Origin of the sequence: Micromonospora sicca (genome assembly GCF_003172935.1) — a bacterium.
Classification (GTDB): Bacteria; Actinomycetota; Actinomycetes; order Mycobacteriales; family Micromonosporaceae; genus Micromonospora; species Micromonospora sicca.
Window position 1 is genome coordinate 1 of sequence record NZ_QGKS01000271.1, and the last position, 13,305, is coordinate 13,305.

Genomic DNA, 13,305 nt, shown 5'->3' on the forward strand with positions numbered 1-13,305 from the left:
GTGCTGCACTCCGGGCCCACCGAGGTGGCGGTGCTGGCGGCCGCGGGGCTCGCGGTGGGGGCGGCGGTGGCGGTGCCGCTGGGCCCCTGGATGGAGTTCCGGCGCAAGCGGCCGGTGATGGTCGCGATGGACCTGACCCGGTTCGCGGCACTGATGAGCGTCCCCGTCGCGTTCGCGCTCGGCTGGCTCAGATTCGTCCAGCTCCTGGTCGTGTCGGTCGTCGTCGCCGCGGCCGACATCACGTTCACGGCGGCCGGCGGCGCCTACCTGAAGGCGCTCGTACCGCCGCGGGATCTGCTCGTCGCGAACGGGCGGTTCGAGGCCACCAACTGGACCGCGACCGTGCTCGGACCGCCGCTCGGCGGGGCCGCGATCGGGCTGTTCGGCCCGGTGATGACGGTGGTGGCCGACGCGGTCAGCTACCTGCTCTCCGCGGTGGGGATCCGGGCGATCGGCGGCCGGGAACCGCGCACCGTGCGAACCGAGGCACCGCCGCGGCTGCGCGCCGGCGACCTGCTCGACGGGTGGCGGCACATCCTCACCCACCCGGTGCTGCGCCCGCTGTTCTTCAACACGATCCTGGTCAGCAGCCTGATCATGGCGACCTCGCCACTGCTCGCCGTCCTCATGCTCGGCCACCTCGGGTTCGCCCCCTGGCAGTACGGCCTGGCCTTCGCGGTGCCCTGCCTCGGCGGTCTGGTCGGCGCCCGACTGGCCCACCGACTGGTCGCGCGGTTCGGGCGGCACAGGGTCATGCTCACCGCCGGGGCGCTGCGCGCCTGCTGGTCGCTCGGGTTGGCCTTCATCCGCCCGGGCGTTGCCGGTCTCGTGCTCGTCATTGCCGTCGAGCTCGGGCTGATCACCTGCATGGGCGTGTTCAACCCGGTGTTCGCCACCTACCGGCTCGACCAGACCGCGCCGGACCGGGTCGCCCGCGCCCTGTCGGCGTGGTCGGTCACCAGCAAGGCCACCATCGCGGCCATGACCGCCCTGTGGGGCCTGCTGGCCGGTCTCACCAGCCCCCGGACCGCGATCGCGATCGCCGGTCTCCTCATCCTGACGACCCCGCTCCTGCTGCCCCGACACGACCATGTGCCGCAGCACGAGCGGGAACTGGCCCGGAGTCACACCTGACACAGCGCAGCTCGCCGCCCCGGTCCGAAGTGGTCCGCCGGCCCCTCTGTGGACCAAACAGGCACACCGGCCGTCGTGGGCGTCAGGAGAAGTGCGTCTTCGGTCGGGCCAGCCGCTCCCCGTCGACGATCAGGTCGACCTTCTCGTTGTAGAAGGCGACCAGGCCGGCGATCGGCAGGAGCGCGCCGGTGGGGAAGTCGTACGACCAGGCCAGGTCCGGGTGGACCGTGCCGTCGGCGCGGACGGACCAGTAGCGGCCGGTCCGCCCCTTGTACGGGCAGGAGGTCGTCGTCGCCGACGGCACGAGGTGCCGGAAGTCCACGCTCGTGCGGTTGAGGTAGTACCGGGTCGGCAGCCCGGTCTCGAAGAGCAGCACGGGCGACGTCGACTCGGCCAGGACGGTCCCGTCGAGCTCCACCCGTACGGTGCGGGTGGAGCGCAGCGCGTCCGCCCGGGCGTACGGGTTGCGGGGGTGCACGAAGACCTCTTCGTCCTCCTCGAACCAGCCGTCCATCGCGGCCCAGTCGAACCGGATCGTGTCCCGCAACCCGGGCAGCGCGTCGTCTCCGTACCATCGCCCGCACGACGGACGGGAGGTGTCGCCGACCCGCAGCCCGTGCAGCCGGGCGGTGCCGCGCCGGGACTGCTCCGTGCGCTGTTCGTCGACCAGGAGAGCACGGGCCACGTCGGCGACCGGGATGTAGTACTGGGGGTAGAACTGCCACTCCCACACGTACCGCGCGCCGGTGGTGTCCAGCACCTGCTCGCCGGCGACGAACGCGCGGATCCGGCGGGGCGCCGGCTCGACGCGGTCGACCTCCGCGATCGCCTTCGGATAGCCCGGCATCTCGCCCTCCGCCCGCGCTAACCGCGGGTGCGCTGCACGAACGGCGCGGTCGGGTCGGCCACCTCAGCGAACTCCGCCGGGAGTTGGGACACGACGTCGTCGTACCCCTCGGGTGCGAGGGCCTCGCGGAGGACGTCGAACACCGTGGTGACCCCGTCCTTCGCCTGTGTCACGTCGACGTCGGCGCGTCCGCTGACCCGTTGCACGAAGACGTCGAGGCCGAACCGCTCGGCGGTCTCGCCGGAGGCGAAGGCGTACGCCCGCAGTCCCTCCGGAAGCTGGCCGGCGAGGTCACGCGCCTCGCCGCCGTCGATCCGTTCCGCCAGGGTCGTCAGCGTGGCCCGGGTGAGGGCGGTCGCCTGCTCCGGTGACGTCCCTGAGCGTTTCGCCACCAAGCCGATGAACTCGTTGTCGTCCACCTTCAGGGCCTCTCTCTCGGATGGTCAGCGGCGTCTTCCCGCGCACCGGCACGTCAAACGAGGAAGGGCTGGCGGCCGGCGTCGACCTGCTCACTAGGGTGAGCGACGACGACAGGCGGGCGTTGCCGGTGACGCACCACGTCGTCGTGAAGGAGTGGGCCGCATGACCGGGTCTCTCGACGGGGTGCTCGTCGCCGACTTCAGCCGGGTTCTCGCCGGGCCGTACGCCACCATGCTGCTGGCCGACCTCGGGGCCGACGTGGTGAAGGTGGAACGGCCCGGCGCGGGGGACGACACGCGTGCCTGGGGTCCGCCCTACGACCCTGACGGCACCGCTACCTACTACCTGTCCCTCAACCGCAACAAGCGGTCGGTGACGCTCGACCTGACCGATCCGGGCGACCTGACCGCCGCTCGTCACCTGGCGCACCGGGCGGACGTGATCGTGCAGAACTTCCGCCCCGGCACGATGGAACGCCACGGCCTGGGTTACGCCGACATCGCCGTCGCCAACCCGCGTGCCGTCTACTGCTCGATCACCGGTTTCGGCTCCGGCGCGGGCGCCGACCGACCCGGATACGACCTGCTCGTCCAAGCCGTCGGCGGCCTGATGAGTGTGACCGGAGCCCGACCGGGCGAGCCGGTCAAGGCCGGGGTCGCCCTGGTCGACGTGATCACCGGGCTGCACGCCACCGTCGGCATCCTGGCCGCCCTGCGCCACCGCGAAGCCACCGGCGCCGGCCAGCACGTCGAGGTCAACCTGCTGTCGTCGCTGCTGTCCGCGCTGGTCAACCAGGCATCCGGGTACGTCTCAGCCGGCGTGGTTCCGGGCATCCTGGGCAACGCGCACCCCAGCATCGTGCCGTACGAGCTGCTGCCCACCGCCGATCGGCCGCTCGCGGTGGCGGTCGGCACCGACGCGCAGTTCGGCGCCCTGTGCCGGACGCTGGGCATCCCCGCCGTCGCCGCGGACCCGCGCTACGCCGGCAACGCCGACCGGGTACGCCACCGCGAAGCGCTCATCGCCACGTTGTCCGAGCGGACGGCGCTGCGGTCCGCCGACGACCTGGCCGCGGCGCTCAGCCGCCGCGGCGTGCCGTGCGGGCCGGTCAACGACCTCGCCGGAGCCTTCAGCCTCGCCACGGAACTGGGGCTGGCGCCGGTCGTGGACATCGACGGGCCGGAACGGGGGCAACCGGCGCGCCAGGTCGCCAACCCGATCACGCTGTCGGGTGCGCCCCCGGCCTACCACCGGCCACCGCCCCGGCTCGGTGAGCACACCGCCGAGGTGCTGGCCTGGCTGGCCGCCGGCGGGCCAGACGCCGCAGGCACCGAGAACGGCTGAGCGCCCAACCCAACCGGCCGGGTCGGCGCGGTCAGCGGTAGACGTGCACCGGTACGCCGACCCCGATGACCGACCACAGCCGGTTCATGGCCGGGATCGGCACCCGGACGCAGCCGTGACTGGCCGGGTAGTTCGGGACGGACGTGGCGCCGTGCACCGCATAGCCGCGGTAGAAGTAGTTCGGCCGCCACAGCAGGCCGAGGTCGCTCTGCCGCCAGCCGTCGATGCGGCGTTGGATGGTGTAGTTGCCGGTGGGCGTCGGGGTGCTGGACTTCCCGCTCGAGGCGTCCAGGATGCGTACCACCGACCCGCCGCGCGCCAGGTACAGCACCTGCCTGGTCAGGTTCGCCTCCAGCGAGTACCCGGAGTGCGTGTACTTCGGCTTCGGAACCACCGGGTGGCCGAGGGCTGCCCACGTGCGCGGCCCGACGATCCCGTCCCGGGTCAGGCTGTTCACCTTCTGGAAGGCGACGACCGCGTGATGCGTCGAGGGTCCGAAGATCCCGTCGGCGGAGCCCACGTCGTAGTGCAGGGCCGCGAGCCGCCGCTGAAGGTTGACCACCGCCGTGCCGCGCGAACCCTGCCGCAGGACGGGCTGAGCCGTCGTGGCGAGCGTCTGGGCGGCGAACGACGTGCTGGCCGCTGCGGCGCTGCCTGCCGCCGCCGGCGTGGCGGGAACGAGCAGGCTGGTGGCGGCCGTGAGGGCGGCCAACCCGAGCGCAGTGCGTGCGCCGGGGCGGCGTTGGTGGATGGTGTGTGGCGAGATGGGAACCATCGTCCCTCCCTTCCGAACTCCTGCACTTCACGGTAGTTCGGGGAGGCGAGGGGCCGCTGCCCTTTGGCGACCCTTGATACCGATATCGTGACGGTCGCGGCGGGGGCGCGCTTACTGTCGGCTGTGCGACGTGGTGCCCACCAGGGAAAAACCCACTCCGCGCACCGAGTCCACGGCGATGGTGGCGCTGGCGTCGCGTAGCTTCGCGCGCAGTCGTTTGACGGTGGCCCGGACGGCCGAGGCGTCGTTCAGGTAGTCCGCGCGCCAGATCCGCTCGTAGAGCTGCCGGTAGGTCCAGACCCGCAGTGGCGGGCTGGCCAGCGCGACGAGGACCTCCCGCTCCAGGCGGGTCAGTGGGAGTACCTCACCGGCCCAGCTGACCTGTTGCAGGTGTTGGTCGACTGTCAGTCTGCCCAACGCGACCGCACCTTTCGCCGGGCCGGCGGTGGCGGATGTCGCCGTGCCGTCGAAGAGCACGGCGCGGACTGCCTTCAGATCGGGAAACATCAACACGACTCCGCGGCCGCTCATCAGGCGAGCCACCTGCGCCCGCTTGTTGCGGCTGGCGGTCACGCAGAGTATGACCGGCTGTTCGTCAAAATCCCCCGCAGAACTGCTCATGCCCTGAAGGAAAGCAACTTGCAGGAGGCACCGTCAATATGAACCGTTGATCGTTCAAACCTGCGGCCCAATCTTGAACCGATATTGCCCCATTCCTGCCCGCCTTTTGACCTTGAAGGAAGATCACAGCACATCGACGATGATCGCAGGACGCCGCCTACCAGCGGTTTCCGCGTCCTGCACCCTCGGCGGGCCGAGGCACCCTTGCCCGCCGCCAGCGAGGAGGTCATCGTCCGATGCGCGAAACGCGAAAAGGAATGCTGAGGGCGGGCCCGGTGGCCGCGTTGGCTGCCCTGGTCCTGCTCCTCAGTCCCCTTCCGGCGGTTGCCGAACCCGTCGACACCGAATCCCCCGCACCCGCGGCCGCGAAAGCGGAGGTGCGCCAAGCGGTCAAGCATGACCTATCTCGAAAACTGCGCGACATCTCACCCAAAAACAATCGTGCCCAGGACTCCAAAACTGCGGCGCAACCGGCTCGCTCGCTGGATCGCCAAGCGGCGGACCGGGCAGCCAAGGCCGGAAGCGACGCCGTGCAACAGGGCGTCACCGCCAGCCAAATACCCGAGTTCACCGCCAACTTCGAAGGCGTCGGCAACGTCGACGGGGTGCTGCCGCCGGACACCAACGGCGACGTGGGCCCCAACCACTACGTGCAGATGGTGAACCTGCACTACGCCGTCTACAGCAAGACCGGCAATCTGCTGCTCGGGCCCCTGCCCGGCAACGCGCTGTTCGCAGGCTTCGGCGGACCGTGCGAGACCAGGAACGACGGCGACCCCGTCGTGCTCTACGACGAGACTGCCGACCGGTGGATGATCACCCAGTTCGCCCTGCCCGGCGGATCGGCCGGCAACCACCAGTGCATGGCCATCTCCCAGACCCCGGACCCGACCGGCGCCTACTACCGGTACGACTTCCTCTACCACCAGACCCGGATGAACGACTACCCCAAGTACGGGATCTGGCCGGACGCCTACTACATGACGACCAACGAGTTCGCGCCGTCCTTCGTCGGCGCCGGCGCGGTGGCGTTCGAGCGGGAGAAGATGCTCGCCGGGCAACCGGCCCGGATGGTCTACTTCCACCTCGGCCCGGACTTCGGCGGCCTGCTGCCCGCCGACTCCGAAGGGCTCGCCCCACCGGCCGGCGCACCGAACCCGTTCGTCATGTTCGACGACGACGCGTGGGGCATCTCGCCCACCGACCGGCTGTTGATGTGGGACTTCGCGGTCGACTGGGCCAACCCGGCGAACTCCACCTTCGGCAACAACCTCGCCCCCAGCCGCTACCTGGAGACCGCACCGTTCGACTCGAACATGTGCAACTACGCCCGCACCTGCATCCCACAGCAGGGCACCTCGGCGCGGCTGGACTCCATCGCCGACCGGCTGATGTACCGGGCCGCGTACCGCAACTTCGGCGACCACGCCTCGATCGTGCTCAACCACACCGTGGACACCGACGGCACCGACCACGCCGGCGTGCGCTGGTACGAACTGCAGAGCACCTCGCCCACCAACTGGCGGATCAACCAGCAGGGCACCTACGCCCCCGACGCCGAACACCGCTGGATGGCCAGCGGGGCGATCGACGTCACCGGCAACATCGCGTTCGGCTACTCGGCGTCGGGCACCACGTCGTACCCGTCGATCCGGATGGCCGGCCGGCTCTCCGGCGACCCGCTGGGCCAACTGGGGCAGAGCGAACGGACGCTGATCGCGGGCACCGGCGCGCAGACCCACTCGGCGGCCCGCTGGGGCGACTACAGTTCGATGTCGGTGGACCCGACCGACGGCTGCACCTTCTGGTTCACCTCCGAGTACCTGACCACCACCAGCTCCGCCACGTGGCAGACCCGGGTCGGCGCGATGAAGTTCCCGAACTGCGTCGCCGGGCCGCGAGGTGAGGTGACCGGCAAGGTCACCAAGTCCGGTGGCGCGCCGATCGCCGGCGCCGCCATCCGCGTCGGCGGCAGCGGCACCGTCACCGACGACCAGGGCAGCTACCGCCTGACCCTGCCGGCCGGGCAGCACGAGCTGACCGCGTCGGCGTTCGGCTACGCGCCGAAGACCCAGACGGTCACCGTCACCGACGGCGGCACCGTGACGGCGAACTTCACCCTCGACGCCGTGCCGATGCGCAGGGTCTCCGGCATGGTCAAGGACGGCTCCGGGCACGGCTGGCCGCTGTACGCGCGCATCGATGTCGCCGGCAAGCCGGGCGGCCCGGTCTTCACCGACCCCGCCACCGGCGCGTACACCGTCGACCTGCCCAGGGGCGAGTACGGCCTCACCGTCAAGGCGATGTACCCGGCTTACCAACAGGGCGCCGCGCAAGTCACCGTCGGCGACGGCGACCAGACAAAGGACTTCGGCCTCGCCGTCGAGAACACCTGCACCGCCGCCGGGTACCGGTTCAACTACGGCGATCCGCAGCTCACCGAGCAGTTCGACTCCGGTACCATTCCGCCGGGCTGGACCGTGACCAACCGCACCGCCAGCGGCGGGTGGGTGTTCACCGACCCGCGCAACCGGGGCAACCTCACCGGCGGCACCGGCAAGTACGCCATCGCCGACAGCGACGCGGCCGGCTCCGGCACCACGATCGACACCGACCTGGTCACCCCGGCGCTGGACCTGACCGCCGTGCCGTCGCCGGTGCTGAGGTTCAACAGCGACTACCGGGCACTCAACGGCTTCGCCAACGTCGACGTGAGCGTCGACGGCGGCACCACCTGGGTGACCGTGGCGAACTGGACCACCGCCAGCCGGCGCGGACCGGTGCTCGTGGAACTGCAGGTCCCGCAGGCCGCCGGGAAGGCCGACGTGCGGATCCGCTTCCACTACCGCGGCAGCTTCGCCTGGTGGTGGGAGGTCGACAACGTCTCCGTCGTCAACCGGGCCTGCGACCCGGTGCCGGGCGGCCTCGTCCTCGGCCAGGTGCTCGACGGCAACACCTCGACCGGCCTCAACGGCGCGACGGTGACCAGCGTGGACAAGCCCGCCGAGAAGGCCACCGCCGGGCCGACCCCCGACGACGGCAACCTCGGCGACGGCTTCTACTGGCTGTTCTCCTCCCTGACCGGGGACCACCCGTTCACGGCGGCGAGCGGCAACTACGGGTCCGCCACCGCCACCGTGAACGTCGCGGCCGACCGGGCCACCCGGGCCGACTACGCGCTCAAGGCCGGCCGGCTGACCATCACCCCACCATCGCTGACCGGCACCCAGACGCTCGGACAGAAGACGACGGTGCAGACGACGATCAGCAACACCGGCAACGCCCCGGCCAGCGTGGAACTGTCCGAACGGCGCGGCGGTTTCGAGATCCTCGGACCGCGCGGCGCGCCACTGCAGAACAACCTGGTCAAGGGCAGCGGCACCTCGATCGCCTGGCGGGGCGACAGCAAGGCCGGTGATCCGGTCGAACCGTCACCGTACGCACCGCCATGGGTCAACACCGCCAACTACCCGATCTCCGTCATGGACAACGCCGTCGCCGCGTACGACGGCAAGGTGTACTCGGTGGGCGGCGCCTCCGCCACCGCCAACCTCGCCAACAGCTACGTGTACGACCCGGCGACGAACATCTGGACGCGGATCGCCGACCTGCCCGCGGCACTCGAGAAGCCGGCGGCGGCGTTCGTCGACGGCAAGCTGTACGTGTTCGGCGGCTGGGACGCCGCCGGCAACCCGTCGGCCAAGGTCCACGTCTACGACCCCACCACCAACGCCTGGCAGACCCGGGCCACAGCCAACCCGGCACCGAGGGCAGCCCCCGGCATCGCCGTCGTCGACGGCCAGATCTACCTGGTCGGCGGGTGCGTGGACGGCACCTGCGCCAAGTCCAACGCCGTCGTCCGGTACAACCCGGGAGCCGACACCTTCACCACCGTCGCGCCGTACCCGGTCGCGGTGGCCTGGCAGGGCTGCGGCGGCATCAACGGCACGGTCTACTGCGCCGGCGGCAACGGGCCGACGACCCTGAAGAGCACCTACGGCTACAACCCGGGCAGCAACACCTGGACTCAGCTGGCCGACCTGCCGGTCGACTTCTGGGGCGTGGCCGCCGACACCGCCAACGGCCTGCTGCTGCTGTCCACCGGCGTCATCAACAACTCCACCATCGTCACCAACCAGGGCTGGGCGTACGATCCGGCGGCCAACTCCTGGTCGGCGCTGCCCAACGCCAACTTCGCCCGCTACCGGGCCGGGGCGGCCTGCGGGTTCGTGAAGGTCGGTGGATCGACCGGCGGGTTCACCCCGACGCCGGAGAGCGAACTGCTGCCCGGCTTCGACCAGTGCGCCACCGTCACCGACGTTCCGTGGCTGTCCGCGTCCCCGACCACGGCGACGCTGCAACCCGGGCAGAGCGTCACGGTGACCGTCACGCTCGACGCCGCGGCCGAGGGCGTGGCCCAGCCCGGCACCTACACCGCCCAGCTCGGGGTCAAGTCCGACACCCCGTACGCGGTGGCGCCGATCGACGTGACGATGGTGGTGCAGCCGCCCAAGGACTGGGGCAAGCTGGCCGGCACCGTCACCGGGGTCGACTGCCAGGGCAAGAGCGCTGCGCTGCGCGGTGCCACGGTCCAGGTCAACGGCAAGAAGGGATGGACGTTCACCCTCAAGGCCGACGCCAACGGCCGGTACGCCATCTGGGCACCGCAGGGTGCCAACCCGTTCCAGGTGATCGCGGCCCGGGACGGTTGGATCCCGCAGACCCAGACGGTGACGATCAAGGCGGGCAAGACGGTCACCACCGACTTCGCCCTACGCCCCGAGACCTGCTGACCGGGGTGTGAGATCACCGGGCCCGCGCCGATCGATCGGCGCGGGCCCGGCCCATGTACAACGGCTGGCGGACCGATCACACACGTGGGCGCTCCGGGCGCTTGTCCTGCGGCCCGGCGGTCGGTGGCTACGCCACCCGGGGCGCGGGCAGGATCGGCAGGGCGGTGCGGTGGTGCGTACCCGAGATGTCGCCGGTCTGGTCGACGGCCGGCGCCGGCCGCACGGTCCTGCCCGCGACGGCCGTCCCCGCCACGGGGCCGCCGCCGACCGGGGCGGACGGCGATGGTCCGGTCGGCGCCGCCGCCGCGACCGACGTCTCGATCTCGGTGAGCAGTGCCGTCAGCTTGCGCACGTCGTCGACGGGCATCCGGAAGGAGCCGCGGCACAGCATGCCGCTCCACAGGGACACCACCACCGCGCCGCGGTCCGGGTGGTAGCTGACGCGCATCGTCCGGTCGTCGCCGCGCAGGTCGGTGAACAGGTCACCGAAGCTGGGCATCGGTCGCACCTCTCCCATCCACCCAGCATGCCCCAACCCGATGCCGTGAACTAGAGGTCGGCGAAGGGCTTCACGTACGCGAACTCGCCCCGGATCGTGGGCTGCCAGGCGCCCAGGGGGCGGGCCATGAAGAACCTCGGCCCCCACGGACCCGGCGGCGTCACCCCCAACTCCACCGCCGGCCGGAACCCGAACCGCGGGTAGTACTCCGGGTGCCCGAGCAGCACCACCAGGGGTTCGCCGAGCGCGTCGGCGGCGCCCAGCACCGCGTGCATCAGCGCGGAGCCGACGCCGCGGCGCTGCCAGGCCGGCAGCACCCCGAGCGGTCCCAGCCCGAGCGCGACCGGCGCGCCGGCCACCGTGCCCCGGGTGCAGACCACGTGACCGACGACCTCGCCGCCCGAATCGGTGGCGACGAGGGAGAGCGCGGGCAGCCAGCCGTCGTCCGCGCGGAGCGCGTCGACCAGCGTCGCCTCGACGGGTACGGCTTCCGGGGCGTCGGCCTTGGCGAAGGCGGCGCTGTGCACGGCGCGGATGGCGTCGACGTCGGCGGGGGTTTCGCGTCTGATCAGCATCGCGGACACGATAGGCGCACCGGGACGGGGCACGCGCCCGATTTTCGGCGGCGGCCCGCGAGGGTCACCTCGACATGCCCGGCCGCAAGGCCGGGGGTAGCGTGCACGGCGGGACGATCACGAGGAGGTTTGCGGGTGGGAACGACGACCGTGGACGTGCCGACCAGCGACGGTGTCGCCGACGCGTACCTGGCCCGGCCGGACGGGGACGCGCCGTTCCCGGCGGTCCTGGTCTTCATGGACGCGTTCGGGCTGCGGCCCCGGCTGGCCGAGATGGCCGAACGGATCGCCACCCAGGGCTACGTGGTGCTGGTGCCCAACCTGTTCTACCGGGCCGGCCGGGCGCCGCTGGTCGACCTGTCGGGACTCGCCGACCCGGAGCGCCGGGGCGAGATCTTCGGGCAGCTCATGCCGTTCATCGGGGCGCTGACCCCGGACGTGGTCGCCCGCGACGCCGGTGCGTACCTGGACTTCCTGGCGGCGCGGGAGGACGTCGCGGCGGGGCCGGTCGCCATCACCGGCTACTGCATGGGCGGCACCAACGCCCTGCGCGCGATCGAGGCGCACCCGGACCGGATCGCGGCCCTGGCGAGCTTCCACGCCGGCCGGGTCGTCACCGACGCCCCGGACAGCCCGCACCTGGGCGTCGGGTCGGTCACCGGCGAGGTGTACTTCGCCCACGCCGACCACGACCAGTCGATGACCGCCGAGCAGATCGCCGCCCTGGAGAAGACGCTCGACGCCGCCGGGGTCACCTACCGCTCCGAGCGGTACGCGGGCGCGCCGCACGGCTTCACCATGGCCGACACCGCCATGTACGACGAGCAGGCCACCGAGCGGCACTGGGCCGCCCTGTTCGACCTGCTCGACCGCACGTTCCGCCGCTGACCCGCGCCGGTGGCGGGGCCGCCGCCCGACGCAGATGACCCGACCGGGCACGATTCACCCGCCACCGGCCGGGTAACCGCCGCCATGCCCGACGACCGCCCCGCCGCCGACTCCGTCCGGTCGCCGCTCGACGAGGTCGCCGAGCGGGGTGGCCGCGTGGTGGCCCGGGCCCGGCGGCAGGGCGGGCAGGCCGGTCGGATCCGGCTGCGCCAGCTGGAAGTCACCGTCGTGATCGCCGTGCAGTCGGGGCTGGCCGCGGCGCTGGCGGCGTTCATCGCCCAGCAGCTGCTGGGCCCCGGTGCGCACGTCTTCGCCCCGGCGGCGGCGGTCGGCACGATCGCCACCGCCATCGGTCAGCGGGCCCGCCGGACGTTCGAGCTGCTCGGCGGCGTGGGACTCGGCATCGTCCTCGGGGACCTGCTGCGCTTCATGCTGGGCTCCGGGCCCTGGCAGACCGGCCTGGTGGTCGCCCTGGCGATCGCCACCGCGCTGCTGGTCGCCGGCCGGGGTGGCGCCCTGGTCGGCCAGGCCGGTGGTACGGCGGTGCTGATCTCCACCCTCTCCCCGATGCAGCCCGGCCTGGAGGTGCCACGGATCTTCGACGCCCTGGTCGGCGCGGTGGTCGGCATCCTGGTGGTGGCCCTGCTGCTGCCGGTCAACCCGCTGCGGGTGCTGGACCGGGCGGCGGCGCCGATCTTCAACACCGTCACCGAGCAGTTGGGTGCGGTGGCGCGGGCCCTGACCGCGCGGGACGCCGACGCGGCGATCCGCGCCCTGGACCGGCTGCGCGGGGTGGAGGCCGACGTCGGGCGGCTCAACGAGGCGCTGAGCGGCGCCGGTGAGGTGGTCACCCTCGCGCCGGCCCGCTGGCACCGCCGGGCGCGGTACCAGCGGTACGCTCGCGGCGCGGAACACCTGGAACGCCTGATCCTGTACGTCCGGTCCGTGGCCCGCCGGTCCGCCACCGCCCTGCAGTACGGCGAGCCGATCCCGCCGTCGCTGCCGAAGGCCATCGACCGGCTCGGCGACGCGCTACGGCAGCTCCGCCGCGAGTGTCACGCGGACCTGGATCCCGAGCGCACCCGTCAGCTCACCCGGGAGAGCGCCGAGCTCGCTGGCCGGGCCTGGGCCGAGGGGGTGCGGTCCTACGGCGACGCGCTGATCACCGACCTGCGCACGGCGGACAGCGAACTGCTCCGGGCGACCGGGTGCGAGCCGGACGACGCCAACCGGATGGTGCGGCAAGCGGCCGGCCGGGGGCAGGCGGAAGTGCGACCGCCGGCACGGGGCCACCTGCACCGGCCGCACCCGCACCTCGGAGCGCCCCGCACCCGGCGGCACCGGCGGTCCCGCCAGACCCACGGCCGACGCCGGGGCCGGCGCAGTCCACGAGTGTGAAAGTGGCCCGC

The 13,305-nt window shown here is 72.1% G+C and carries 12 protein-coding genes; 6 read left to right on the plus strand and 6 right to left on the minus strand.

Translation table 11 applies throughout. The features are described 5' to 3' along the window. The coding region (locus tag DKT69_RS21570; RefSeq protein WP_109803334.1) for an MFS transporter at positions 1 to 1,134 on the plus strand (1,134 nt) is incomplete at its 5' end. A gap of 82 nt (positions 1,135 to 1,216) precedes the next feature. Here the strand turns inward: DKT69_RS21570 and DKT69_RS21575 are convergent. Then, positions 1,217 to 1,981, minus strand: coding sequence for a DUF427 domain-containing protein (locus DKT69_RS21575; protein ID WP_109803335.1), 765 nt, complete (start codon positions 1,979 to 1,981; stop codon positions 1,217 to 1,219). Between the two features lie 17 nt (positions 1,982 to 1,998). Further along, positions 1,999 to 2,400 (minus strand): DUF2267 domain-containing protein, encoded by a 402-nt coding sequence (locus tag DKT69_RS21580; RefSeq protein WP_109803336.1) that lies wholly within the window; start codon positions 2,398 to 2,400, stop codon positions 1,999 to 2,001. A 20-nt stretch (positions 2,401 to 2,420) separates the two neighbouring features. On the opposite strand from DKT69_RS21580, the gene DKT69_RS38450 reads away from it, so the two are divergent. Together DKT69_RS38450 and DKT69_RS21585 are read left to right on the plus strand one after the other, a co-directional pair. Continuing rightward, a complete protein-coding gene (locus DKT69_RS38450) occupies positions 2,421 to 2,567 on the plus strand; it encodes a hypothetical protein (RefSeq protein ID WP_161557918.1) in 147 nt (48 codons plus the stop codon). Beyond that, the gene (locus DKT69_RS21585) at positions 2,564 to 3,745 is read left to right on the plus strand and encodes a CaiB/BaiF CoA transferase family protein (protein WP_109803337.1); all 1,182 of its coding nucleotides are present in this window, start codon (positions 2,564 to 2,566) and stop codon (positions 3,743 to 3,745) included. The genes DKT69_RS38450 and DKT69_RS21585 overlap by 4 nt, the downstream gene beginning before the upstream one ends. Before the next feature lie 31 nt (positions 3,746 to 3,776). On the opposite strand, the gene DKT69_RS21590 is transcribed toward DKT69_RS21585, so the two are convergent. Continuing rightward, positions 3,777 to 4,520: a L,D-transpeptidase family protein gene (locus DKT69_RS21590; protein ID WP_109803338.1), complete on the minus strand. Its 744-nt coding sequence runs from the start codon at positions 4,518 to 4,520 to the stop codon at positions 3,777 to 3,779. Positions 4,521 to 4,631: 111 nt separating this feature from the next. Further along, positions 4,632 to 5,027: a winged helix-turn-helix domain-containing protein gene (locus DKT69_RS21595; protein WP_161557919.1), complete on the minus strand. Its 396-nt coding sequence runs from the start codon at positions 5,025 to 5,027 to the stop codon at positions 4,632 to 4,634. A 644-nt stretch (positions 5,028 to 5,671) separates the two neighbouring features. On the opposite strand from DKT69_RS21595, the gene DKT69_RS21600 reads away from it, so the two are divergent. Then, positions 5,672 to 9,934, plus strand: coding sequence for a carboxypeptidase regulatory-like domain-containing protein (locus DKT69_RS21600; RefSeq protein WP_161557920.1), 4,263 nt, complete (start codon positions 5,672 to 5,674; stop codon positions 9,932 to 9,934). Between the two features lie 127 nt (positions 9,935 to 10,061). Here the strand turns inward: DKT69_RS21600 and DKT69_RS21605 are convergent, their stop codons facing one another. Beyond that, positions 10,062 to 10,433 (minus strand): hypothetical protein, encoded by a 372-nt coding sequence (locus DKT69_RS21605; RefSeq protein ID WP_109803341.1) that lies wholly within the window; start codon positions 10,431 to 10,433, stop codon positions 10,062 to 10,064. Positions 10,434 to 10,483: 50 nt separating this feature from the next. After that, the gene (locus DKT69_RS21610; RefSeq protein ID WP_109803374.1) at positions 10,484 to 11,008 is read right to left on the minus strand and encodes a GNAT family N-acetyltransferase; all 525 of its coding nucleotides are present in this window, start codon (positions 11,006 to 11,008) and stop codon (positions 10,484 to 10,486) included. Positions 11,009 to 11,143: 135 nt separating this feature from the next. On the opposite strand from DKT69_RS21610, the gene DKT69_RS21615 reads away from it, so the two are divergent. Together DKT69_RS21615 and DKT69_RS21620 are read left to right on the plus strand one after the other, a co-directional pair. Continuing rightward, positions 11,144 to 11,896 carry a dienelactone hydrolase family protein gene (locus DKT69_RS21615; RefSeq protein WP_109803342.1) on the plus strand — a complete coding sequence of 251 codons (753 nt, stop codon included), beginning with the start codon at positions 11,144 to 11,146 and terminating at the stop codon, positions 11,894 to 11,896. An 84-nt stretch (positions 11,897 to 11,980) separates the two neighbouring features. Continuing rightward, on the plus strand, positions 11,981 to 13,294 hold the full coding sequence (locus DKT69_RS21620) for an FUSC family protein (RefSeq protein WP_109803343.1): 1,314 nt from the start codon (positions 11,981 to 11,983) through the stop codon (positions 13,292 to 13,294). Positions 13,295 to 13,305 lie beyond the last annotated feature (11 nt).

Excerpts from the sequence above, each read along its gene's own strand:
- DKT69_RS38450 (WP_161557918.1), top strand. The coding sequence starts at position 2,421 with ATGGTCAGCGGCGTCTTCCCGCGCACCGGCACGTCAAACGAGGAAGGG.
- DKT69_RS21595 (WP_161557919.1), bottom strand. The coding sequence starts at position 5,027 with ATGTTTCCCGATCTGAAGGCAGTCCGCGCCGTGCTCTTCGACGGCACG.
- DKT69_RS21575 (WP_109803335.1), bottom strand. The coding sequence starts at position 1,981 with ATGCCGGGCTATCCGAAGGCGATCGCGGAGGTCGACCGCGTCGAGCCG.
- DKT69_RS21590 (WP_109803338.1), bottom strand. The coding sequence starts at position 4,520 with ATGGTTCCCATCTCGCCACACACCATCCACCAACGCCGCCCCGGCGCA.
- DKT69_RS21610 (WP_109803374.1), bottom strand. The coding sequence starts at position 11,008 with ATGCTGATCAGACGCGAAACCCCCGCCGACGTCGACGCCATCCGCGCC.
- DKT69_RS21605 (WP_109803341.1), bottom strand. The coding sequence starts at position 10,433 with ATGCCCAGCTTCGGTGACCTGTTCACCGACCTGCGCGGCGACGACCGG.
- DKT69_RS21620 (WP_109803343.1), top strand. The coding sequence starts at position 11,981 with ATGCCCGACGACCGCCCCGCCGCCGACTCCGTCCGGTCGCCGCTCGAC.
- DKT69_RS21585 (WP_109803337.1), top strand. The coding sequence starts at position 2,564 with ATGACCGGGTCTCTCGACGGGGTGCTCGTCGCCGACTTCAGCCGGGTT.